Below are 21,425 nucleotides of genomic sequence, written 5' to 3'. Positions count from 1 at the left end.
ACCAGGTTAAGGTTGCAAGGAGACGTAATAAAAGGAAGGATCCGTTATCTGGCAGGCCAGGCAGGGCAGCGCTGAGGGGGAAAATAAAGTCTCAGTTAAAGACAAGTCTTAGCCAAATTTGCATTGACGGGATAGAGAATAAATTTTTCCTTTCCCGATTCAGGACAACCAGGAATGTCAGGCAAAAAAGTCATTGTCATGGACGCCAGCCCACTGCTTCGCGCTGGACTCCAGGGCTTATTATCAGAACATGGTCATCAGATTGTTGCGCAGTTTGGCACAATGGAAGAATTGCTGGATAAACATTCGTTGTTCAACGCCGATTTGATAATAATGGAGCATCTGCAACAACAGCCAGACGTGTTTTCTTCTCTGGCTCAGTTAATAAAAAATATCCCTGATACACAGGTAATGATTTTATCCTCATCATCCAGTGATTTTCACATTCAGCTTAGCAGGAAGGCGGGAGCTGCCGGCTATCTGAATAAAAGCAGTACGCTGGACAACCTCGTCCGGACTGTCAATAAAGTCGCATCCGGCCAGTTCTGTTATGGCAATGAACTGAGGCTGCACCGGACAAAATACCCGCGAGACGCCTCGTTGTTGTTATCGCTATCCCATACTGACATCTGTATCTTGCGCTACATTTCTGCGGGCTACAGCAATCAGGTCATTGCCGGCATAATGAATATAAATAATAAACGCGTCAGCGCTTATAAAAAGCGCATCATGCTGAAATTTAAAATATCCAAATTGACTGAACTGGTGGATCTGGCAAAACGTAATTATCTCTATTGAACAGAAATGACGCCGGGAAATGACTAACGACCACGAAACTCGCGACGATAGCGGGAAGGTGAGGTATTAAGCTGCTTTTGAAAGTGGCGCCGTAAAGAGGTCGTGGAAGGGAAGCCGACGCGTTCGGCAATATCTTCCACTGGCCGATCGGTTTTTTCAAGAAAGCGCTGGGCAACGAGAATGCGCTGGTTCAAAAGCCAGTTTGAAAAACATTCCCCCGTCGTTTGCTGAAAGCGGCGGGTAAAGCTCCGGCGGCTCATGCAGGCTTTCTCTGCCACGCAGTCCAGCGTGATGGCCAGCTGTAAATTCTCTGTTGCCCAGGCCAGCGCGTCGGTGAAGTTATCTCCACGACGCGTATTCTGCACCGGCAGCTCCACAAACTGCCGCTGCCCGCCCTGACGATGAGGCGGCACCACCAGCAAGCGCGCCACGCGGTTGGCGACATCCGCGCCCCACGCCTGTCGGACCAGGTGCAAACAGCAGTCGATACTGGCTGCCGTTCCTGCTGACGTCACAACATCGCCATCATCAATGTAAAGCACATCTTTATCCATCTGCACTGAAGGATAAAGACGCTGAAAGTCCGCCGCCCATCGCCAGTGTGTCGTTGCCGGACGGTTTTCCAGCAGGCCTGCGGCGGCCACCACGAACGTGCCCATACACAACCCAACAATGCGGGACCCGGCTGCATGCGCGTTTTGTAACGCCGTTAACAGTTCAGGCTCCGGTGCATGCTCGGGCACATCCCAGCCCGGCACAATCACCATATCCATCCCGGCTAACGCATCCAGACCTCGGTCGACCACGATGGAAAAACCGGCATTAGTTTTAAGCGCGCCGGGTGTAGTGGCACAAACCACGAGCTGACACAGGGCGTCACCCTGCGGCGTCAGTGCTTTCTCAAACACGGCATAAGGCACCGAAAGGTGAAAAGGAATAATGCCTTCAAAGACTACGATACCAATTTTCAATGTCATGACCGCCTCCGTAAGCCAGCCAGTATAGAGGGCTGGCTGGCCACAGGGATTTCAGTTCGGTCTTATTTTTCCACCGCCAGCGCCATCACCTGATCCGTGGTCATGATTTCAGCAAAGACATCCGCGACGCCTGCCAGCGCTGCACGCTGCAGCGTGTCGTGATCCACCACGCCCCCCTTCCCGTCATCCAGATCGCGCGTGGCTGTCGCATCTTCCGGAATAATCACGCTATAACCCAGCGGTACAGCATCACGTGCAGTCGATGAGATACACATATGCGTCATCAGACCCGCCACGATGACCTTTTTAATTCCCTGTTTCTTTAAGCGGGCATCCAGATCGGTGCCCACGAAAGCGCTCGGGGTCTCCTTGGTAATAATGGTGTCCTGCGCAGTCGGCTGCAGATCCTTATGGAACTGGGCAAATACGGAATTCTCAGCGAACAGCGGAGTACCGTTTTGCTGCGGGCTATTTTTTGTTATGTGGCGCACAAAGTAGACCGGCATCCCTTTTTGGTGTGCATACTCGACCAGCTTTTTGTTTTTCAACAGTACATCCGCACCATCCGGGATAACCATCCGGCCACGGAAGTCCTGACCCGCGTAATATTCATTCTGAATATCCACCACGATTAACGCGGTTTCAGCTGCGGATAAAGACGCCGTAGCAACAGCGCCTGACATCGCGCGAATTGTTTTTGTATTCACCTGATTTGTCTCCTGTGCGGTGGCCTGGCTGGAAAATGCGCTCATCATGCTAACCAACAGTGCGGTACGGAAAATCGTTTTCATAACAAGAACTCCCTCTGTGTTGTGTTCGGGAGGCATTATTTCGTATTAACGTAAAAGACAGGAGTCACCTGAAGAACGAAAAACGGTACTTTTGGGCCAATATAAAAAGGATTATCCCGTCGTTCCTGCCGAGCAAATATGCCAGAAAAACCCGCCACACTAATTTTCATGTCATTGAAATAGAGCCATTTTCCGCTTATTGACCGGCGGGTAATATCGTTGCAGATATGGTATAGTTATGCATAATATTCATGCCTGTGTTCATCAGGCAAAGCCCTTTGAACCAGGATGATAAAATGAATAGCGTATTAATCGTGGATGACCACCCGGTTGCCCGTCTGGCGGTGAGAATGTTGCTGGAAAAAGACGGGATGACGGTGATCGGCGAGACTGATGATGGCCTTAAGGCATTACAACAGGCACGTCAGTTACTTCCGGATTTGGTTATTGTCGATATCGATATTCCTACAATCAATGGGATTAACGTTGTCCAGCGACTCCGTGCGAATGATTTTAAAGGCGGGATCCTGGTTCTGACGGGTAAGGATGACGATCATTATATTAAGCGTTGTGCCGGTGCGGGCGCCGATGGGTTTATTAGCAAGCGCAATAATCTGACGGAACTTCATGACGCTATCCGTGCAATCAAAAGTGGCTATGGTTTTTTCCCGATTAATCGCGCCCGCCAGATTGCCGCAGAGGATATTCCACTGGATGACAAAGGGAATATTGCCAGTCTGTCGGATAAGGAACTGCAGGTTCTGCATTTTCTGGCAAAAGGAAGCCGGATTGTCGATATCGCCGGGGAAATGATGATCAGTGATAAAACGGTCAGCACCTATAAAAGCCGCCTGATGAAAAAGCTCGATCTTAAAAGCCCGAAAGACATTTATGATTTTGCCCTGCGCAACAAAATAGAATGAGCCAACACCGGGTCTCAAAGGGAAAAATGTGACGGAATCCCCTTCGGCGGCACGCCCGCTACGCATACTGACTGTAGACGATCACCCGGCAAGCCGGCTCCTGCTCAGGCAGCAATTGATCCGCCTGGGGTATGAGGTTGTCGAGGCAGAAAACGGCGAACAAGCCCTTGTGCGCTGGAGCGAACAGCAGGTTGATATGGTCATCACCGATTGTAATATGCCGGTGATGGACGGGCTAACCCTCACCCGGCTGTTACGGGAACGGCAGCAAAAACCGTTAATTATCCTTGGTCTCACCGCGAATGCTCAGCCCGAAGAGCGTAGCCGCTGTATTGCCGCAGGTATGGACGACTGCCTTTTCAAACCGCTCAATCTGAAGCAACTGGAGGCGGGTCTACAGCGGGTATCCCCAAAAGAGGCGACCACAAAACTTGCTGACCCGGAAGGCCTCGGTCAGTTTATCCATGTGGACAATCTTCGGTCGTTAACCGGCGAGGACAATACCTTATTGTTCACCCTGCTGAATGCCACGCGGGATGAAAACCAACGCGACATGCAACCCTGCCTTACGCTGGCCCGTCAGGGCGACTGGCCAGCGCTGGCGTATCACGTACATCGCCTGGCCGGTGCCGCCGATATCATTGGCGCAACTGCGATAGCGCAGCAGTGTCGCAGTCTTGAAAAGGCATGCGAAGGGACAACGTTGCCCGTCGAGTCTGACATTGTGCCCCGCCTCCAGGCCCTGCTCAGGGACATCGCGGCGCTGAATCAGGCGATTACAGCCTTCACCACACCACGCTAACCTCAGGTTTACTTTTCCTCACACGCTGTCGAGCGGGCGCCTGCGCCTGGCCTGTTTTTCACCGACAAGGACTACACGCCTATAGTCCTTCCCTTACACGCCTATCATCCTGCCCTCATGTATCTCACTGACCTGGAATTTATATAGTGACCCCGTTGTCACCATGGCAACGTTTTTGAAATAAAGAAGGTTGCCATGTTAAATAATTTATTTGAGACCACTACAACAGAACTGCGTTTTCTTATTCTGATGCTCTTGCTGATCAACCTCACGGGCGTTTTATTTTTATTATTTACGCCTCATTAATTAAAAGGTATTCCTTGTGAAAAAGACATTTCTTATTCTGCCTGTGCTCACAGCATTAACCATGACTGCGCACGCTAAATCATTGACGCAGTCCACCCTGTCTCTGGAACAGGCATCTGTACTCGCCAGCGAAGCCGTTAAATCGTGCAGCGCTAAAGGCTATAACGTCAGCGTGACGGTTGTCGATGCTGCAGGCCTCACCCGTGCGGTACAGCGTATGGATAACGCCGGGCCACACACCCTGACAGCCAGCTATCAGAAAGCGTTTACCTCTGCGTCCAGCGGAGCGGCGACCAGCCAGCTTCTGGAAAATTCAAATAAGTACCCGGCGGCGAAAAACCTCGGCGATATCCCTGGTTTCTTATTACTGGCTGGCGGCGTACCGGTTAAAGAAAATAACGCCACCATCGGTGCCATTGGTATTGGCGGCGCGCCGAGCGGTGATATTGATGAAGCCTGTGCACTCGACGCTATTAAAAAGCTGAAATAAGTAAAGCTATCTGTCATTTATCGGAAAGATAAAAAAGGAACTTATTATGAAAGTAACGCCACGTGTTTTATTCGCCTCTGTGATTTCACTGTGCGCTTCCGGCCCGGTACTGGCTGCCGAAAACGTTAAAGAAGGCTATTACGGTGCCCTGAACCTGATTGACACCCATCAGAAGGCCAAGAGCATGAACCTGAGCGAACGCCCGGGGATCGGTTCATTTGTGGCCGGGGACGAAAAAGAGCACAAGCTGAACGGTTCCGTGGCCGCCGGCTATCAGTTCGGCAATAACTGGCGTACCGAAGCGGAATATGTGTTTAAAGAAAAAACAGAATTCACCAGCGGCTCTTCCACGTTTGCAACCAGTTTCAACCACATGAAAGTTGATTCTGAACGTGCAATGCTCAACGTTTATCGTGACTTTATGATCACCGATAAATTCGCCCTGTACGCAACGGCGGGTGCCGGTGTGGCGAAAGTGAAAGTGGGTGGCTGGCAGGGTAATGACACCCGCGAGTTCGCTGGCAACACACAAACCAACTTTACCTACTCCGTGGGTGCTGGTGCGTCTTATGAAGTCATCGATGATCTGACCCTGTACGCCACTTATCGTTATGTCGATATGGGCAATATCGAAAGCGGCCGTAACACCTTTGTCAACGCCCGTAATCAGCAGGATGAAAACCTGCGTGGACGCCTGGTGAACAATGAATTTGTATTCGGCGTGCGCTACGTCCTGTAAGGCACGTTGACAGACAGTTTCATCACCCTCATTTCAGGTATTTTTCCTCTCTTTTATGCCACTTTGCCTGTCCTTACCGCCTCTCTGCCGGGCGGTAAGGTTTTTTTGCTCAAGAGCGCTCACGATCGGATTTCCCTTCGGTACGCTGACGCCCCTCATTCCGGCACCACCTCCACGCTCGCCGACAACCCGGCTACCAGCTCAATCCCCTTCGGCAATGCATCAATATGTATGCGCACCGGGACGCGCTGCGCCAGCCGCACCCAGCTAAACGTCGGCTCGACGTCGGGAAGCCCAAGCCCGCCCGTCTCATCGTTGTTATCACCGATCCCATGGCCGATGCTCTCAACATGCCCGGCAATCACCGGTTCGTAGCCCATCAACACGATATGCGCCGTGTCCCCAACGCGAATATGTCGAAGTTTGGTCTCCTCGAAATACCCCACCACCCAGAAACTGTGCGCATCGACGATGGCGACCTTAGTCTCCCCCGCGGTAGCATAGTCCCCCGGACGAAGCCGCAGATGGGTGATATAACCCGAGACGGGAGCCCGTACGGTGGCATGGGACAAATTAAGCTCGGCCAGTTCCAGCGCAGCAAGCGCACCGTGATAATTCGCCACCGCGACGTTCGCGGCGCTGCCCGTTTGCTGTAAATCCTCGCTGGATATCGCGGCTTTAATCTGAGCGCGTCGTCTGGCGGCATCCTGTCGCATCACCATCTCATGCCGTCTGGATTCCACCTCCGCCTGCGCGCTGGCCACCGCCAGCGTTAGCCAGTGCGGGTCGATAGCGTAGAGCACATCGCCCCGGTTAACCCACTGGTTATCCCGGACGGCCACGCGGATTACCGGCCCGGATACGTCAGGCGCAATCTGTACCACATCCGCCCGTACCCGGCCGTCGCGGGTCCAGGGCGTTTGCGCATAATGTTTCCACATCATAAAAGCCAGAAGCGTGGCTGCCGCGACGGCACATAACGTCAGCGCATAGCGACCGACCAGAGAAAGTAATGATTTCATCTAAATAACCCCAGCGCGGTCAGGCCCTGCATCAGCAGGAAAAAGGTGACCAGATAAGTTGAAACGTCCAGCAGCGGGCGAAAAGGCAAACGACGGTAGAGCCTGCTGAGCGATAAAAGCGCGATGAGTGCCAGCGTGCAGGCCAGCGCCGCGAGCGCGGTGACAAGCAGTCCCGGGATAAAAACGCCCCCGATATTCAGATCATTGACCATCGTCTGCCCTCCGTAATGCGCAATGCAAATCCACCAGATGGCCGACAAACTGGCGCGTTTGTGCATCTGCGGCAGGCAAACTGAGGCGGATGTGGTCGGCGATGTGTTCACGCAAGGCGTCGGTGTCGTTCAGGTGATACAGGCGCGCGCTAATCTCTCTGCTCGTGGGCATACCACAGCAGCGTAAATGCATCACCGAAAGGCCGATGCGCAGCGCGCGCAGCAGCGGGTTAAGCACCTGCTCTGAGGCACGTCCGCTGCGCTGCAGGCGCGGCAGTAACAGGGCAGCGCGGTCAATCATCAGATTGGTCCAGTGCGTCTCATCCAGCAGAAGCTTGACCTTCACGCAGCGACGAATATCGCGCTGGCACAGCGTGTGCAGACGTGCGATGGCCGCGTCGGCCTGCACGGTTTGCAGCAGGCTCATGCTGATAACAGCAAAGCCGGTTGCGGCAAACAGCGCAATGGCGGTATTGGCCGCCGAGGCAAAGTCTCCGCTGTAGTGGGCACCCAGCTCGCACAACACCGGCAGCGTCAGGGTGATCCCCATCGCCATAAACGTGGTGGGAGGACGTGCCTGAAGCGACCCGGCCAGCAGATATACCGGCGCCAGCACGGCCACCAGCACGGGGAAATCGCTCACCTGCGGAAGCAGCGCAAAGCTGTACAGCAGGCTAATCAATACGCCCCAGAACGAGCCAATAATGTATTTCACGATGTGCGGTGCCGGGGTGTCGAAACTGCCAAACAGCGTGCAGCAGACCCCAAGGATAGAGACCGCCGTGCTGCCATCGGGCCAGGCGGAGAAGATCCAGACCAGGCAGCCGCTCAGGATAATGGCGAACGCGCCCAGCGCGGTGCGGGCGGCAGTAAGGGGATCGCGGTGAAAAACATACCCTTTAACTGCCCTGCCCGCCGTCAGTCCGTGGGCGGGCTTCGCATGGTGGATGGCATCAGAAAGACGTTCGCACTGCTGCAACAGCGTAATGGCCTGCGTCAGATAACGGACAAAACTGGCCTGTAGCGCGTCGTCCATCGTCCGGGCCTCTGCAGCGTAGCGCTCTGCGAGCTGTTCACTGCGTGCTATTAACGCATCTGCCGTGCTATGGCGTGCAGCATCTTCATCCCCCAGCCAGGCCTGAACGTCGTCGAGCAATACCTGCAACCCGGCAGGCACCGTCGCCGGTAAGCGATCGCGTAATTCACAGTTGACGATGACCAGCCGCGCCAGTCGGTCATGGATAGCCTTTCTGCCCTGCCGCACCGGAGCAGACAGGGCAAAATCATACGGAATATGGTGGCTTATACCCTGCAGAAACTGCAGCGCCAGCGCCAGATGCAGCGGGTCTGAAACCGCGACGGGTTTGCCTGCGAGGGTGTCAGCCACCCGCTCACGCGCGGCGTGCAGGGTTTGCGATAACTTACTGTTGAACAGGCCGGAGATACGCGCGGGTAACACATAGCGATGTATCAGCGCCGCGCAGAAGATCCCAATGACAATCTCCTGCACACGGATAATAGCGATATTAAAAATCCCGCCGGGGTCGGATACCGCAGGAAAACCAATCAGGCTCGCAGTGTACCCGGCCAGCACAAAGGCATACGCCCGCGGGGTGCGCTCCAGCAGAGATAAATAGAGGCAGAACGTGATCCAGCCCGACAGCATCACGCTGCAAAGGATCGGCATATTGACGAAGACAGGTACGATCGCAACGGTGGCACAGGCCCCCACAACGGTGCCGGCCAGACGATAGAGACTTCTGCTCAGCGAGGCCCCCACCGACGTCTGCGACACGATATAGACGGTAATAATGGCCCATGATGGACGTTCGAGGCCTATCGACAGCGCAATGTAGTAAGCGAGCATCGCCGCTGCAAAACTTCTCGCGGAATAGAGCAGCGCGCTGGCATCGTTACGCAGCACGGGAGAAAACCGCTCACGTATGGTGCGCCACGAATGAAAATGAAAAGCGTCTAATGTGTTCATGCCAGAATTATTACTGGCTTGCGAACCCGCTTAAATACTCTATTCTGTCAAAAAATACCTAAATGTTGCCAGAAACGTGAAACCTCAACTTGCCAATACGCTCTTCGATCCGGACGCCACCGCATGCCCGGCCGTAGCCCGACATCTGGATTTCGTGGAGTACGCCGCGGAAGTGCCGGTACACACCCACCGTAAGGGGCAGCTGATTATTGCTTTGTATGGCGCGGTGATTTGTCATGCGGAAAATGATATCTGGATCGTGCCGCCAGACTGTGCCGTCTGGATCCCTGGCGGGATCGCACACAGCGCCAAAGCGACCTGGAATGCTCATCTCAACTATCTGTTTATTGAGCCCGGTGCCGCCGCGCTGCCGGAGAAATGCTGCACGCTGGCCATTTCCCCGTTAATCAAAGCGCTGGTTGACCGTTTGACGCATGAACGCGTTGATTATCCGCCAGAGAGCCATGCCGCGCGGCTGACCAGAGTGACGCTTGATGAGCTCGCCAGCATGCCGCAGCAGAAGCTGAGCCTGCCCGTTTCAGCCCATCCCAAAATTCGCGCCATGGCCGACGCGCTGGTCAGCCATCCTGACGACAGAAGCACCCTGAAAGCCTGGGCGAAACGGCTGGCGCTGAGCGAGCGCTCCTTTGCACGTTTGATGGCGCGCGAGACCGGGCTGAGCTTTGGCCGCTGGCGTCAGCAGCTGCAGTTGATTATTGCCCTGCAGGAGCTGGCAAGCGGTGTCCCGGTCCAGAACGTGGCGACAACGCTTGGGTATGAATCCGTGAATGCGTTTATCACCATGTTCAGGAAAGCCATGGGCACCACGCCCGCGCACTATTTTGCCGAACGAAAAGTCAGCGGCCGTTAACCCGGCCCTTCGCTGCCTGCAGCAAGCAGAGGAACCAGCACATCGCTAATCGGAACGGGAATTCCGTGGGCACGACCGTAGCGCTGGATCACGCCGTTGCGGATATCCCACTCCATGGGACGGTTGGCCTGACGATCGGCGAGGATAGACGTGCCTAAATCGGCAGGTGCGCGCTGGAAATTCGCCAGGATCTCCTGCGCAACGTCATCGTGTAGCACCGCCCCTTCTGCTCGGGCCACGGCAAGCCCCTCGCGCAGATACGCCAGCGCCAGCTCGCTGATATCCTCACGGGAGAACATCCCGGCACGACGATTCGCAAGCACCATCAGGCCTGCAACCGCATTTTGCAGCAGCTTGCGCCATGCGACGGTAAGAAAATCTGCCGACAAGTCTACCGCGCAGCGCGTGCCGTTCAGCGCATCAGCCACCCGTTTTGCCTGCGGCACATCCGGCAGCGTCAACCGCGGACTGGCCCGCAGCCAGACGGAGGCATCCGGCTCACGCTGTGCCGGGAACCAGACCACCGACGGCAGTACCGTCGCGCCATTGACCCACGGTGCCAGCTGGGCCTTTTGCTCGACGCCGTTTTGCAGCGCGCAAACCACCGTGTTTTCATCGCACAGCGCGTTCAGCCATCCCGCGCTGTCGGCGTTCTGGGTCGTTTTCACTGCGATAAAAACCAGATCGTACGGACGATCGATGACCGTCGGATCGGTTAATACCGGCCCGGGTACCACGATTTCACCCTCATCGTGCCGCAAACGTAATTGCGGATGTGCGGTACGTCCGCACAGTTGCGGCGTGCGGCCAGCCTCATGCAGCACCGCAGCGATAGTGGTTCCGATTGCACCGGGTCCAATCAGCGCAATGGTTGGATAGTCAGACATTGTTAACTCCCCTGGTCGCTAAAGCCCTAATCAGTGTGCCGTGGCGTTCAGCATAGCCGCCACACGTCCCTTTATACCATCGCCTGAAGTGGGAGCCATACCCGTTGTCTATACTCATTTCATCTACGACAACGGAGTGCACCATGCCATTACCCGATTTCCATTCCTCTGAACCTTATACCCTTGGTATTGAACTTGAACTGCAGGTGGTTAACCCGCCGGGGTACGATCTGAGCCAGGACTCCTCCGCCCTTATCGCTGCCGTCAAAGACGACATCAAAGGCGGGGAGGTGAAGCACGATATCACCGAGAGCATGCTCGAAATCGCCACCGGCGTGTGTCAGAACATTGATCAGGCCGCCGCACAAATCTCGGTGATGCAGCAAAGTATTCTGCGCGCCGCTGCGGAGCAGCATATTCAGATCTGCGGCGGTGGGACGCACCCTTTTCAGAAGTGGCAGCGTCAGGAGGTGTGCGATGACGAGCGCTATAACGTCACGCTCGAACGGTTTGGCTATCTGATTTTGCAGGCGACGGTATTCGGCCAGCACGTGCATGTCGGTTGTCGGACCGGCGACGACGCTATTTATCTGCTGCATGGTTTGTCGCGCTTTGTCCCCCACTTTATTGCTCTGGCGGCGTCCTCACCCTATATGCAGGGTACGGACACGAAGTTCGCCTCGTCGCGACTCAATATCTTCTCGGGATTTCCGGATAATGGACAGATGCCGTGGGTGAACAACTGGCAGGAGTTCGAAGGGCTGTTTCGTCGTCTGAGCGCCACCAGCATGATCGACAGCATTAAAGATTTGCACTGGGATATTCGCCCCAGCCCGCATTTTGGCACGGTCGAGGTGCGGGTGATGGATACACCGCTGACGCTCGGCCACGCGATCAACATCGCCGGGTTGATTCAGGCGACGTCTCACTGGCTGCTGACCACGCGGCCCTATAAGCATCAGGAAAAGGATTTTCTGCTGTACCGCTTTAACCGTTTTCAGGCGTGTCGTTATGGGTTAGAGGGCATTCTGACAGACGTGCAGACTGGTGAGCACAAAACCGTGGCGGAAGATATTGCGTGGCTGCTGGAGCAGGTTGCGCCGTCGGCCGAGAAGCTCGGCGCGACGAGCGCGATTAAGGAAATAGCCCTGATGTTAAAACAGGGCAAGAGCGAGGCGCAGCGCATGCGCGATTTTATCGCAGACGGCGGTTCGCTTATTTCTCTGGTTCAGAAACATTGCGAGCTGTGGGCGACGAGTCCGTAAGGCGATGCCCCCACTCACGCAGGCGCTGGAACAGCACAAACAGCGCCGGGATAAACAGAATGCCGACCACGGTGGCCACCAGCATCCCGCTGAACACCGTGGTGCCAATGATGCGGCGGCTCTGCGCCCCTGCCCCGGACGCCAGCATCATCGGTAGCACACCGATAATAAATGACACCGCCGTCATCATCACCGCCCGGAAGCGGCGTGAGGCGCCTTCACGGGCCGCATCGACAATCGCCATCCCCTCATGACGCCGTGCGCGGGCAAACTCGACGATCAGGATCGCGTTCTTGGCCGCCAGCGCGATTAACAGTACCAGGCCAATCTGCACATACACATCGTTGGCGTATCCCGCGATCCACAGCCACACCAGCGCGCCCCCGATGGCGAACAGGACTGAGAGCATCACGCTCGCGGGCAACGTCCAGCTCTCATACTGCGCGACAAGGAACAGCCACGCCATAACCACTGCGGCCAGGACAATCCAGATGGCCTGATTTCCGGTCTGCTGCTCCTGATAAGACATCCCGCTCCAGGCATAGTCGTACCCGGCAGGCAGGTTTTCCGCCAGAAGCTCGCTCATCACGGCCATCGCCGTGCTGCTGCTCACGCCGTCTGCCGCCGACCCGCTCACTGACACCGACGGGAACTGGTTGTACTGCTGCAGGAACGGTGCGCCAACGGTCGGGGTAATCGTGACAAGATTACTCAGACGCACCCGCTCACCGTTATTGCTGCGCACGAACAATTCGCTGATTTGCCCGGCACGCTCGCGCCACTGCATTTCGTTCTGTACCACCACGTGGTAGACGCGGTTGTTAACGCTAAAATCCCCGGCACGCGTGCCGCCAAAGGCGGTTTGCAGGCTGCTGAAGATGCGCGAGACCGGCACGTCGAGGCGGGCAGCACGCTCGCGATCAACGGTCAGCGTCAGCTGCGGCACGTTGCTGCTCCAGGTGGTAAACACCCGGTTAAGCTGCGGATGCTGGTTAGCTTTTATCAGAACGTTGCGGGTAACGCGTTCCAGCTCAGCCGGGCTTTGCCCCGCCAGGGCCTGAATACGCAGGTCGAAGCCGGAGGCGTTGCCCAACCCCGGCAACGTCGGCGGGGCGAAGGTCATGATGGTCGCTTCCGGCAGCGCCAACAGCTGACGCTGCAGCGTTCCCATCACCTCATCAAGCGGCGCACGCTCTCCCCATGTCTTCAGCATGATGGAGATAAACCCGCCGTTAGACGCGCTGGTACCGTTGAGAATGTTAAAACCGGAGACCTGAATCACATCCTCGACCGCAGGGTGTCTGGCGATAAGCTCCCGCGCGGTGGTCATCACCGCTTCTGTACGCTCCAGCGACGCCGCTTCCGGCAGTTGCACGCTGGCGAAGAAGTAGCCCTGATCTTCCTGCGGCAGGAAGCCCTTTGGCATCGACATAAAGCTGAACACCACCACGCCCGCCGCGCCGGCCGTTGCCAGCAGCACCAGCCACGGACGGAGGTTAATGCAGTTAACGATGCGGGTATAAACGGTGCGTGTGGTATCCAGTCCGCGGTTGAAAACGCGGTAAACCGCGGCTGGCTTCTTCGGGCGCGGGCGCAGCAACAGCGCACAGAGCGCTGGCGTCAGGGTCAGCGCCACCAGGCTTGAGAGCGTGACGGCGGTGGAGAGCGTGACCGCGAACTGGCGATACAACTCCCCCACGATCCCCGGCAGCAGCGCCACCGGCACAAACACCGCCAGCAGCACCAGGGTGGTGGCAATCACCGGCCCGGCAATCTGGCGCAGCGCCTGTGCGGTAGCCGCCGTGCGGCTTTGCCCTTCCGCCATCAGCGTTTCAACGCTCTCCACCACCACAATGGCGTCATCCACCACCATGGTGAGCGCCAGAATAATGGCGAACAGGCTGAGCGTGTTGGCCGAATAACCGAGGGTATAGAGCACCGCAAAGGTGCCGACCAGCGACACTGGAATGGCGAGCGCCACAATCAGCGTCGCACGCCAGCTCTGCAGAAATAAGGAAACCACCACCACCACGGCGAGCAGGGTCAGCGCCAGCGAGGCGCCAATCTCCTTGATGGTCGCGGCGACAAAGGTGGTGGTATCGAATTTGACTTCATAGGTCAGATCGTCCGGGAAGCGTGCAGAGAGTCGCGCCAGCTCCGCGCGAACCGCATCGGCTACGCGCAGGGCGTTGGCGGACGGCGTAGGGTAGATGCCAAGATAGGCCGAGTCATGCCCGTTCAGCTGGGCGCCGGAGCTGTAGCTGCGCGACCCCAGTTCAATCGTGGCGACATCTTTCAGCCGCACCAGCTGGCCCATCTCCCCCGCACGGATAATGATGTCCGCAAAGTCCTCAGCCTGATTTAAACGCCCCAGCCCGTTAATCGTCAGGGTTTGCTGCTGGCCGTTAAACACCGGCGGCGTTCCGACCTGGCCTGCCGCCCCCTGGACGTTCTGCTCGCGTAACGCCTGAGCCACGTCATCGGTGGTCACGTTCAGGGCGTTCATGCGATCCGGACGCAGCCAGATACGCATGCTGTAGTCGCGCGCGCCAAACATCTGCACCTGCCCGACGCCCGGCAAACGCGCCAGCGCTTCACGCACCTGCGTGCTGGCGTAGTTACTGACGAAAAGCGGCGTGTGGCTATTGTCCGGTGAGTAAAGGCTTACCCCCATCATCAGATTGGTGGCGCGTTTACGCACCTGCACGCCGTTTTGCTGCGCCTCGGTGGGCAATTGCGCCACAGCCTGCGCCACGCGGTTTTGCACGTCGATGGCGGCCAGATCCGGATCGGTCCCTGCCGCAAATGTGATGTTCAGGCTGTAGGCACCTTCATCCGAACTGGTGGATTCCATATAGAGCATGTGATCCACGCCGTTAAGCTGAGTCTCCAGCGGCGTGGCAATGGCTTGCGCCACGTCAGCCGAACTGGCACCGGGCCAGCTGGCGGAGACATTCACCACCGGTGGGGTGATCTGCGGGTACTGCTCCACCGGGATAATCTTCAGCGCGATGGCACCCAGCAGGGTTATCACCAGCGCAATCACCATCGCGAAGCGCGGGCGTTTGATGAAAAACGTCAGCATGATGGCTCCTTAATTCAGTATCTGGACGGCTGCGCCAGGCTGTACGCGCTGGGCACCGTCGGTGATCGCTCGCTCACCGGGATGTAAGCCGGATGAAATCTCAAACTGCTGGCCAATCTGTCCGGCAATCTTCAGCGGGCGTTTTTCGGCTTTGCCTTCTGCGTTAACCACCCAGGCAAAGAATCCCTCGCCGTTTTGCTGTACTGCCGCAGCGGGCACTGTCAGCACCGGCTGCGCGCTTGCCGGACGCAGGTAAACATTCACATTGCCGCCCGGCAGCAGCTGATGGCGCGGGTTGGCGAATTCGGCGCGCAGCATCACGCTGGCGGTACGCGGGTCGATACGATTGTCCACGGAGGTCAGTTCACCGCTCAGGCGCTGACCATTGCTGTCAATCCGCGCCTGCCAGGCGCGCTTCAGGGCGCTGATATCCGCATGTTGTCCGGCTTTGGTGGCAAACGCCCCCTCTTCCAGCGCAAAGGCGATACGGATCGGATCAAGCTGCACGACATCCACCAGCACGCCGCTTGACGGGTTCACCAGGCTGCCGGCATGGAACTGGCTGTGCCCCACGCGGCCATCAATCGGCGATGTGATGCGCGTGTACGCCAGCGTCACGTTACGGGTTTCGAGGCGAGCTTTCGCCTGCTCCAGCGCAGCGCTGGCGACATCGCGCTGCATGCGCGCGTTATCCACGTCGTGACGGCTGATGGCATTGCTGTTGCCCAGGCTTTCAAAGCGTGAAAGCTGCTGCTGCGCCTGACGCAGCGTGGCTTCCGCGCTCTTTACCTCAGCCTGTGCCAGACGCACGGCGGCACGTGGCTCGGCATCGTCCAGCTCAAACAGCACGTCACCTTTTTTCACGTATTGTCCGTCGCGAAAATGAACCTGGGTAATCACGCCTTCCGTGCGCGCTCTTATCTCGACGGTATGAATGGCTTCAATGCGGCCAGGCACGTGCCGTTCAGCTGCGTGGGTCGTTTGCTCCACAACCGCCACGCGAACCGGAATGGCAGCAGCAAACGCGGGTTGAAAGAGGGCGAGGAGGACGAACAGGAGCGGGAATTTCATGGGGATGTACCTCTGATGTGTTTCCCTCACCCGGTCCTCTGCCCAATGAAAGGGAGGTCAGCATCCCCTCTCCCGGCGGGAGAGGGTTAAGGTGAGGGCAAAAGGTTATGCAGCCTTACGGAACCTGCGGGTCAGTCGCTTCTCGATTTCAACAACGAAGAACATCACCGCGGCTACCGCCAGCGTGACGAACCAGTAGCGCAGAGGCAGCGCTTCCGTACCGAAAAGCATCTGCATAAACGGCAGGTAGATGATTGCCGCCTGGAGCAGGAACAACACGCCTGTGACCAGCCAAATCCCTTTGTTCGCCAGCAGGCCACGGTTCAGGGAGAACCCTTCAGTGTTGCGGCAGTTAATCATGTATACCCACTGGGCGCAGACCAGCATCTGCAGCAGCACGGTACGGATGAACTCCGCGCTGTGGCCGCGCGGTGCCAGCCAGGCTTCCAGCGCAAAGGCGGCGATGGCAATCATGGTCCCGACGAAGGCCACGCGCCATACGGCGTACGCATCCATCACGTGCTGTCCGGTCTGACGCGGCGGACGCTTCATGATGTTGCGCTCAGCGGCTTCAAAGGCCAGGCCAAAGGAGAGCGTGGCGGAGGTTGCCATGTTCATCCACAAAATCAGTACCGGCGTCAGCGGGATAATGTTTCCTGCCAGCAGCGCAATAACAATCAGTAACCCCTGCGCCAGGTTGGTCGGCATAATGAACAGAATGGTTTTCTTCAGGTTGTCGTAAACGCGACGCCCCTCTTTTACCGCGCTGGCGATGGTGGCGAAGTTATCGTCGGTCAGGACCATATCCGCCGCCTCTTTGGTCACTTCGGTGCCTTTGATGCCCATTGCGATGCCCACGTCCGCCTGGCGCAACGCCGGAGCGTCATTCACACCGTCGCCGGTCATGCCCACGATCTCACCCTTGTCCTGCAGGGCTTTCACCAGGCGCAGCTTATGCTCCGGGCTGGTACGGGCGAAAATGTCATATTTCACCGCGGCGTCTGCAAGCTCAGCGTCGTCCATTTTCTCCAGCTGGTAGCCCGTCACCGCCTGCTCGCTGTTGGTGATCCCGAGCATCTGGCCGATGCTCATTGCCGTCTGCGGGTGATCCCCGGTGATCATCTTCACGCGGATCCCGGCCTGCTGGCAGGCATGAATCGCATCAATCGCTTCAGGACGCGGTGGATCCATCATTGCGGCAATACCGAGGAAGATCAGCCCGTGATTCAGATCGTCATGCGTCAGCGCCTGCTCACCGTTCGCCGGTTTGAACGCCGCGGCAACCATACGCAGCCCCTGACGTGCATAGCGCTCCATCTCGGTTTCCCAGTAAGCGCGGTCGAACGCTTCAGCGCCGTTACGGGCCTGTTGCTGTTTACACAGCGCGAAAATCACGTCCGGCGCGCCGGTAATCAGGATGTGCTCCTCGTGACCAATCTGATAGTGGGTGCTCATGTACTTGTACTGCGAATCGAACGGGATCTTGTTAATCAGGGTGGTCATCACCGGCTCAAGATGCGCCTTCGCCGCCAGCACCTTCAGCGCCCCTTCGGTCGGCCCACCGGTGATGCCCCACAGACCGCGTTCGTCCTGAATCAGCTGGCTGTCATTACAGAGATCAACAGTGCGCAGGTACTGCTCCAGCACGGTGCCCGGCTGGATCTGCATCGGCTCGTCGCTGCCTTCCAGGTAAATGTTCCCCGCCGGCTCGTAGCTGTTACCGTCCACGCGGTAGCAACTGTCGGCAGTAATGATGGCTTTCACCGTCATCTCGTTCATGGTCAGGGTGCCGGTTTTATCCGAGCAGACCACGGTCATCGCCCCCAGGGTTTCAACCGTTGGCAGCTTGCGGATAATCGCCCGCTTGCGTGCCATCGCCTGCACGCCAAGAGAAAGTATGATAGAAATAATGGCTGGCAGACCTTCCGGCACGGAGGCGACCGCCAGGCTAATCAGAGAGAGCAGCAGCTCGCCCATGGGGATTTCGCGGAACACCAGGCTGAAGACAAACAGTGCCGCCATCATCGCCAGAATAATGGCGAAGATCGCTTTCCCCAGCTTGTCCATCTCCACCAGCAGCGGCGTACGATGCTTTTCAATACCCGCCATCATCTGGTTAATGTGGCCAAGTTCAGTCTCTTGCCCGGTGGCAATGACCACGCCAATGCCGCCCCCTGCACTCACGGTCGTACCGGAAAAGACCAGGTTAGTGCGGTCGCCCAGCGGTAATTCACCGGTCAGCGGATTAATGTGTTTATCCACCACGGTAGATTCGCCGGTCAGAATAGCCTCTTCCACGCGTAAATTATGCGCTTCGATTAAACGCATATCCGCCGGAATACGATCACCTGCGCGTAATACAATAATATCGCCCGGGACTATTTCAGTTGTCGGTAGCGTTTCATGATTGCCATTGCGAATGACGCGCGCTTCGCTGGAGAGCATATTGCGAATACTCTTCAGGGATTTTTCCGCATTGCTTTCCTGAATATGGCCAATTAACGCGTTGATTACCGCCACACCGAGGATAACCAGCGTATCGACCCAGTGGCCCATAACCGCGGTTAATACCGCCGCGGCAAGCAGAACGTAAATCAGTACATCGTTAAAATGGGCGAGAAAACGTAGCCAGGCGGGCTTGCCTTTTTTCTCCGGCAACGCGTTAGGGCCATACTGATGCAGACGTGCCTGCGCTTCAGCACGGTCGAGGCCGCTTGCCTGGCTCTGCTTGTTAGCAAGCACTTGCTCAACGGTCTGCTGATACGCCTGCCCACCAGCAGGTGGCATGTTCTGAGAGATATTTTTTTTGGTCATCGTATTTTTCCTTCAATATACGGTGGACGGAAGCCTGAATTCCTTTCTGGCTTTAATAAATTCATTTTTAAGGCTTGCGGGTAAAATTGATCTACCGCAATATAATTACTGCCGGGATATTCAAAACTAATAAATATTATTCGAATACGATGATTTTTACAAAATATTTCTAAACCAACGCTAAACGAGGAGGAACCATGTTTGGTATTTATCGCGCACGCCGCCTGGCGTTATACATTGTCGCTGCCATTGTTATTGCCACGTTAATTGGATATAGCACTTATATGTTTGTAAAATTATTTGCATGACAAGGACATTTATTTACATAACGCGATAATAATTTAATCGCTTCTGAGAGATTATTCTCTTTCTGTTATTTATTCGCAGAAAAGTGCATTTGATTTAACAAAAAACGTCTGCCGGGTTTATATTGCTTTACGTTCCGCGATGCCGGACAATGACATTTTTAACTGACGATTAACATTAAGATGAAACACCCGTTAGAATCGCTGCTCACAGCGGGGGGCATTTTGTTGATGGCCCTGCTCTCCTGCCTGCTGTTACCTGCGCCGTCGCTTGGGCTGGTGCTGGCGAAAAAGCTGATGACGATCTTCCACATGGTCGATCTTAACCAGCTGTACACCATTTTGTTCTGCGTGTGGTTTTTACTGCTTGGCGCCCTCGAATTCTTCATCCTGCGTTTCGTCTGGCGTCGCTGGTTTTCACTGGCATCGTAAGTAAAAAAAACCGGGTGCGGCTGCGCCTTACCCGGTCGGATTTCTGCATAACGACACGTTCAGTGTGTCCGGCTGTGGTTCTCTTTGCGGTACGCGCCAGGCGGCTGGTTGAAGGTACGGGTAAAGATACGCGTAAACGTCTGCTGCGAATCAAAGCCGTAGCGCAAACAGATATCGTAGACACGCTCGTCCGATTCACGCAGGTCACGCGCTGCCAGCAGCAGCTTGCGTTCGCGAATGTAACGCCCGAGACTTTCGCCCTTATACTGCATAAACAAACGCTGCAGATGCCATTTCGAGTAACCCGCGTGGCGGGCGATCTCTTCGATACGTAATGGCTGGTGCAGGTTGTCGTCGATCCACTCGACGATGGTGTCGATGACTTGAGCGGAAATGGTCATACTGCTCTCCCCCTCTGCTTCTCGCTTAAACATTATTCCCACCACTCACGAAAGGTTTGCGTGGTATCACTCACGTGAACAGGTTCACCCAGCTCCGGCGTCAGTAGCCGATAATTTTTATCTTTGCTGGCCTGCGCCAGCTGGATCAGCGGATCGTTCCAGGTGTGTTTTGCCAGCACAAAGCGTCCGTTATGACCAGGCACGACAGCTTTCGCGTTAAGGTCAGCCGACGCCTGTGCCGTTTCCGCCGGCATCATGTGAATGTACTTCCAGTCCCGATCGTACTGGCCGTTTTCCATGATGGCTAAATCCACCTCGCCGAACTGCTCACCGATGGCCCTGAAGTGCGGACCGTAACCGGAGTCTCCGCTGTAATAAACCTTCTGCGCCGGCGTGACGAACATAAAGCTCCCCCACAGGGTTTGATCGCGTTTAATCCCGCGTCCGGAGAAGTGACGTGCCGGCAGGACGTGCACCGTTAAGTCATCACTGATGCGCACCGACTGGTTCCAGTCGCGCTCGTCGATAATTTCCGGCTTCATGCCCCAGTAGCGCAGATGAGATCCAACGCCCAGCGGAGTAACCACACGTTTCACCTTCGGCAGTAACGCCCTGATGGTGGCGTAATCCAGATGATCGTAGTGATCGTGGGAGATGATCAGCAGGTCGATCTCCGGCATGTTCTGCGCATGCCAGGGATACTCGCCCGCAAAAGCTTTATTGAGGAACGAGAACGGCGCGGCATAGTTGCTGAGCACCGGGTCAATCAGAATACGTTTACCCGCCAGCTGCATATACCACGACGAGTGACCGAGCCAGACCAGCGTGTCCTGCTCCAGCGGCAGACTGGCGAGATCGGTTTCCACCAGCGGCAGCGGCTGCGCGGGACGGGCATTTTCGGTTTTGCGGGTCAGAAATTGCCACCACGCCACCAGCATATTTTGCTCGCCGGTGAAGCCCGGTGTCGGCAACGTATTGTGGAATTTCCCGTCGCGATACTGCGGGGAGGCCTCCACTTCGGTAAGCTGCGCACCCTGCGGTGGCTGGCCAAATCCAGGATTCAGGACAAAAGGTAAACTCGCAGCTGAAGCAATAATCATGACGAACACCACGCAGATGAATAGAGGCTTTTTCATATCCTGACCCGAAAACGCGCCCCATCCGATGGTTTACGCGGGTTGAACTTGATTATGAGTGAGTAAGCACTCATTATAGATATGATGATAAAGTCGTCAAGACGTTTTCGA

The 21,425-nt window shown here is 56.2% G+C and carries 19 protein-coding genes; 8 read left to right on the top strand and 11 right to left on the bottom strand.

What is annotated here, in order from left to right; genetic code table 11:
- The first annotated feature begins 174 nt into the window (after positions 1 to 174).
- Positions 175 to 798: a response regulator transcription factor gene (locus AC2FAP_RS17185; protein ID WP_032681503.1), complete on the top strand. Its 624-nt coding sequence runs from the start codon at positions 175 to 177 to the stop codon at positions 796 to 798.
- Between the two features lie 23 nt (positions 799 to 821).
- Here the strand turns inward: AC2FAP_RS17185 and AC2FAP_RS17180 are convergent, their stop codons facing one another.
- Positions 822 to 1,775, bottom strand: a complete 954-nt coding sequence (locus AC2FAP_RS17180) for a GlxA family transcriptional regulator (protein WP_032681504.1) — start codon at positions 1,773 to 1,775, stop codon at positions 822 to 824.
- A 62-nt stretch (positions 1,776 to 1,837) separates the two neighbouring features.
- A complete protein-coding gene (locus AC2FAP_RS17175) occupies positions 1,838 to 2,566 on the bottom strand; it encodes a cysteine hydrolase family protein (RefSeq protein ID WP_040016846.1) in 729 nt (242 codons plus the stop codon).
- Between the two features lie 296 nt (positions 2,567 to 2,862).
- Between AC2FAP_RS17175 and AC2FAP_RS17170 the strand changes: the two genes are divergently transcribed.
- The 4 genes from AC2FAP_RS17170 (at position 2,863) to AC2FAP_RS17155 (ending at position 5,826) form a co-directional block, all read left to right on the top strand.
- Positions 2,863 to 3,489, top strand: a complete 627-nt coding sequence (locus AC2FAP_RS17170) for a response regulator (protein WP_032681506.1) — start codon at positions 2,863 to 2,865, stop codon at positions 3,487 to 3,489.
- A 28-nt stretch (positions 3,490 to 3,517) separates the two neighbouring features.
- Complete coding sequence (locus tag AC2FAP_RS17165; RefSeq protein WP_181216363.1) at positions 3,518 to 4,291, top strand: response regulator; 774 nt, start codon at positions 3,518 to 3,520, stop codon at positions 4,289 to 4,291.
- A gap of 322 nt (positions 4,292 to 4,613) precedes the next feature.
- The gene (locus AC2FAP_RS17160; RefSeq protein WP_020885120.1) at positions 4,614 to 5,087 is read left to right on the top strand and encodes a GlcG/HbpS family heme-binding protein; all 474 of its coding nucleotides are present in this window, start codon (positions 4,614 to 4,616) and stop codon (positions 5,085 to 5,087) included.
- Positions 5,088 to 5,133: 46 nt separating this feature from the next.
- Positions 5,134 to 5,826 carry an outer membrane protein gene (locus tag AC2FAP_RS17155; RefSeq protein ID WP_020885121.1) on the top strand — a complete coding sequence of 231 codons (693 nt, stop codon included), beginning with the start codon at positions 5,134 to 5,136 and terminating at the stop codon, positions 5,824 to 5,826.
- 155 nt (positions 5,827 to 5,981) lie between these two features.
- Here AC2FAP_RS17155 and AC2FAP_RS17150 read toward each other — a convergent pair whose 3' ends face one another.
- The 3 genes from AC2FAP_RS17150 to AC2FAP_RS17140 are packed head-to-tail and all read right to left on the bottom strand — an operon-like array spanning position 5,982 to position 9,047.
- Entirely contained in the window at positions 5,982 to 6,848 is an 867-nt protein-coding gene (locus tag AC2FAP_RS17150) for an efflux RND transporter periplasmic adaptor subunit (protein WP_047357044.1), read from the bottom strand.
- Positions 6,845 to 7,060, bottom strand: coding sequence for a DUF1656 domain-containing protein (locus AC2FAP_RS17145; protein ID WP_020885123.1), 216 nt, complete (start codon positions 7,058 to 7,060; stop codon positions 6,845 to 6,847). Before AC2FAP_RS17145 ends, AC2FAP_RS17150 begins: the two co-directional genes overlap by 4 nt.
- Positions 7,050 to 9,047 (bottom strand): FUSC family protein, encoded by a 1,998-nt coding sequence (locus tag AC2FAP_RS17140; protein ID WP_449541476.1) that lies wholly within the window; start codon positions 9,045 to 9,047, stop codon positions 7,050 to 7,052. Before AC2FAP_RS17140 ends, AC2FAP_RS17145 begins: the two co-directional genes overlap by 11 nt.
- Positions 9,048 to 9,123: 76 nt before the next feature.
- Here AC2FAP_RS17140 and AC2FAP_RS17135 point away from each other — a divergent pair, with 76 nt between their 5' ends.
- Positions 9,124 to 9,918 carry an AraC family transcriptional regulator gene (locus tag AC2FAP_RS17135; RefSeq protein WP_025204769.1) on the top strand — a complete coding sequence of 265 codons (795 nt, stop codon included), beginning with the start codon at positions 9,124 to 9,126 and terminating at the stop codon, positions 9,916 to 9,918.
- Here AC2FAP_RS17135 and AC2FAP_RS17130 read toward each other — a convergent pair.
- Positions 9,915 to 10,805 carry an oxidoreductase gene (locus AC2FAP_RS17130; RefSeq protein WP_032677591.1) on the bottom strand — a complete coding sequence of 297 codons (891 nt, stop codon included), beginning with the start codon at positions 10,803 to 10,805 and terminating at the stop codon, positions 9,915 to 9,917. The genes AC2FAP_RS17135 and AC2FAP_RS17130 overlap by 4 nt on opposite strands.
- 143 nt (positions 10,806 to 10,948) lie before the next feature.
- Between AC2FAP_RS17130 and AC2FAP_RS17125 the strand changes: the two genes are divergently transcribed.
- Complete coding sequence (locus tag AC2FAP_RS17125; RefSeq protein ID WP_025204771.1) at positions 10,949 to 12,070, top strand: YbdK family carboxylate-amine ligase; 1,122 nt, start codon at positions 10,949 to 10,951, stop codon at positions 12,068 to 12,070.
- Here AC2FAP_RS17125 and AC2FAP_RS17120 read toward each other — a convergent pair.
- From AC2FAP_RS17120 to AC2FAP_RS17110, 3 genes are all read right to left on the bottom strand, one after another.
- Positions 12,021 to 15,155, bottom strand: a complete 3,135-nt coding sequence (locus AC2FAP_RS17120) for an efflux RND transporter permease subunit (protein ID WP_449541477.1) — start codon at positions 15,153 to 15,155, stop codon at positions 12,021 to 12,023. The genes AC2FAP_RS17125 and AC2FAP_RS17120 overlap by 50 nt on opposite strands.
- Before the next feature lie 9 nt (positions 15,156 to 15,164).
- On the bottom strand, positions 15,165 to 16,226 hold the full coding sequence (locus tag AC2FAP_RS17115; protein WP_032681515.1) for an efflux RND transporter periplasmic adaptor subunit: 1,062 nt from the start codon (positions 16,224 to 16,226) through the stop codon (positions 15,165 to 15,167).
- Between the two features lie 105 nt (positions 16,227 to 16,331).
- The gene (locus tag AC2FAP_RS17110; RefSeq protein ID WP_449541478.1) at positions 16,332 to 19,040 is read right to left on the bottom strand and encodes a cation-transporting P-type ATPase; all 2,709 of its coding nucleotides are present in this window, start codon (positions 19,038 to 19,040) and stop codon (positions 16,332 to 16,334) included.
- A gap of 488 nt (positions 19,041 to 19,528) precedes the next feature.
- On the opposite strand from AC2FAP_RS17110, the gene AC2FAP_RS17105 reads away from it, so the two are divergent.
- Entirely contained in the window at positions 19,529 to 19,777 is a 249-nt protein-coding gene (locus tag AC2FAP_RS17105) for a DUF1158 domain-containing protein (RefSeq protein ID WP_025204775.1), read from the top strand.
- 59 nt (positions 19,778 to 19,836) lie between these two features.
- On the opposite strand, the gene AC2FAP_RS17100 is transcribed toward AC2FAP_RS17105, so the two are convergent.
- Both AC2FAP_RS17100 and AC2FAP_RS17095 read right to left on the bottom strand, forming a co-directional pair.
- Complete coding sequence (locus AC2FAP_RS17100) at positions 19,837 to 20,178, bottom strand: RamA family antibiotic efflux transcriptional regulator (RefSeq protein ID WP_020885132.1); 342 nt, start codon at positions 20,176 to 20,178, stop codon at positions 19,837 to 19,839.
- A gap of 32 nt (positions 20,179 to 20,210) precedes the next feature.
- Positions 20,211 to 21,314 (bottom strand): MBL fold metallo-hydrolase, encoded by a 1,104-nt coding sequence (locus AC2FAP_RS17095; RefSeq protein ID WP_221716592.1) that lies wholly within the window; start codon positions 21,312 to 21,314, stop codon positions 20,211 to 20,213.
- Positions 21,315 to 21,425: the final 111 nt, after the last annotated feature.

It is taken from the genome of Enterobacter cloacae complex sp. 394I7, from assembly GCF_057320345.1.
The sequence above is the reverse complement of the archived record's forward strand: the minus strand, read 5'-3'. Positions and strand labels throughout refer to the sequence as shown.

Bases quoted from the DNA above. Each gene is read 5' to 3' on its own strand.
- AC2FAP_RS17180 (WP_032681504.1), bottom strand. From the start codon at position 1,775: ATGACATTGAAAATTGGTATCGTAGTCTTTGAAGGCATTATTCCTTTT.
- AC2FAP_RS17150 (WP_047357044.1), bottom strand. From the start codon at position 6,848: ATGAAATCATTACTTTCTCTGGTCGGTCGCTATGCGCTGACGTTATGT.
- AC2FAP_RS17185 (WP_032681503.1), top strand. From the start codon at position 175: ATGTCAGGCAAAAAAGTCATTGTCATGGACGCCAGCCCACTGCTTCGC.
- AC2FAP_RS17095 (WP_221716592.1), bottom strand. From the start codon at position 21,314: ATGAAAAAGCCTCTATTCATCTGCGTGGTGTTCGTCATGATTATTGCT.
- AC2FAP_RS17130 (WP_032677591.1), bottom strand. From the start codon at position 10,805: ATGTCTGACTATCCAACCATTGCGCTGATTGGACCCGGTGCAATCGGA.
- AC2FAP_RS17145 (WP_020885123.1), bottom strand. From the start codon at position 7,060: ATGGTCAATGATCTGAATATCGGGGGCGTTTTTATCCCGGGACTGCTT.
- AC2FAP_RS17100 (WP_020885132.1), bottom strand. From the start codon at position 20,178: ATGACCATTTCCGCTCAAGTCATCGACACCATCGTCGAGTGGATCGAC.
- AC2FAP_RS17140 (WP_449541476.1), bottom strand. From the start codon at position 9,047: ATGAACACATTAGACGCTTTTCATTTTCATTCGTGGCGCACCATACGT.
- AC2FAP_RS17170 (WP_032681506.1), top strand. From the start codon at position 2,863: ATGAATAGCGTATTAATCGTGGATGACCACCCGGTTGCCCGTCTGGCG.
- AC2FAP_RS17115 (WP_032681515.1), bottom strand. From the start codon at position 16,226: ATGAAATTCCCGCTCCTGTTCGTCCTCCTCGCCCTCTTTCAACCCGCG.
- AC2FAP_RS17155 (WP_020885121.1), top strand. From the start codon at position 5,134: ATGAAAGTAACGCCACGTGTTTTATTCGCCTCTGTGATTTCACTGTGC.
- AC2FAP_RS17120 (WP_449541477.1), bottom strand. From the start codon at position 15,155: ATGCTGACGTTTTTCATCAAACGCCCGCGCTTCGCGATGGTGATTGCG.
- AC2FAP_RS17105 (WP_025204775.1), top strand. From the start codon at position 19,529: ATGAAACACCCGTTAGAATCGCTGCTCACAGCGGGGGGCATTTTGTTG.
- AC2FAP_RS17125 (WP_025204771.1), top strand. From the start codon at position 10,949: ATGCCATTACCCGATTTCCATTCCTCTGAACCTTATACCCTTGGTATT.
- AC2FAP_RS17175 (WP_040016846.1), bottom strand. From the start codon at position 2,566: ATGAAAACGATTTTCCGTACCGCACTGTTGGTTAGCATGATGAGCGCA.
- AC2FAP_RS17110 (WP_449541478.1), bottom strand. From the start codon at position 19,040: ATGACCAAAAAAAATATCTCTCAGAACATGCCACCTGCTGGTGGGCAG.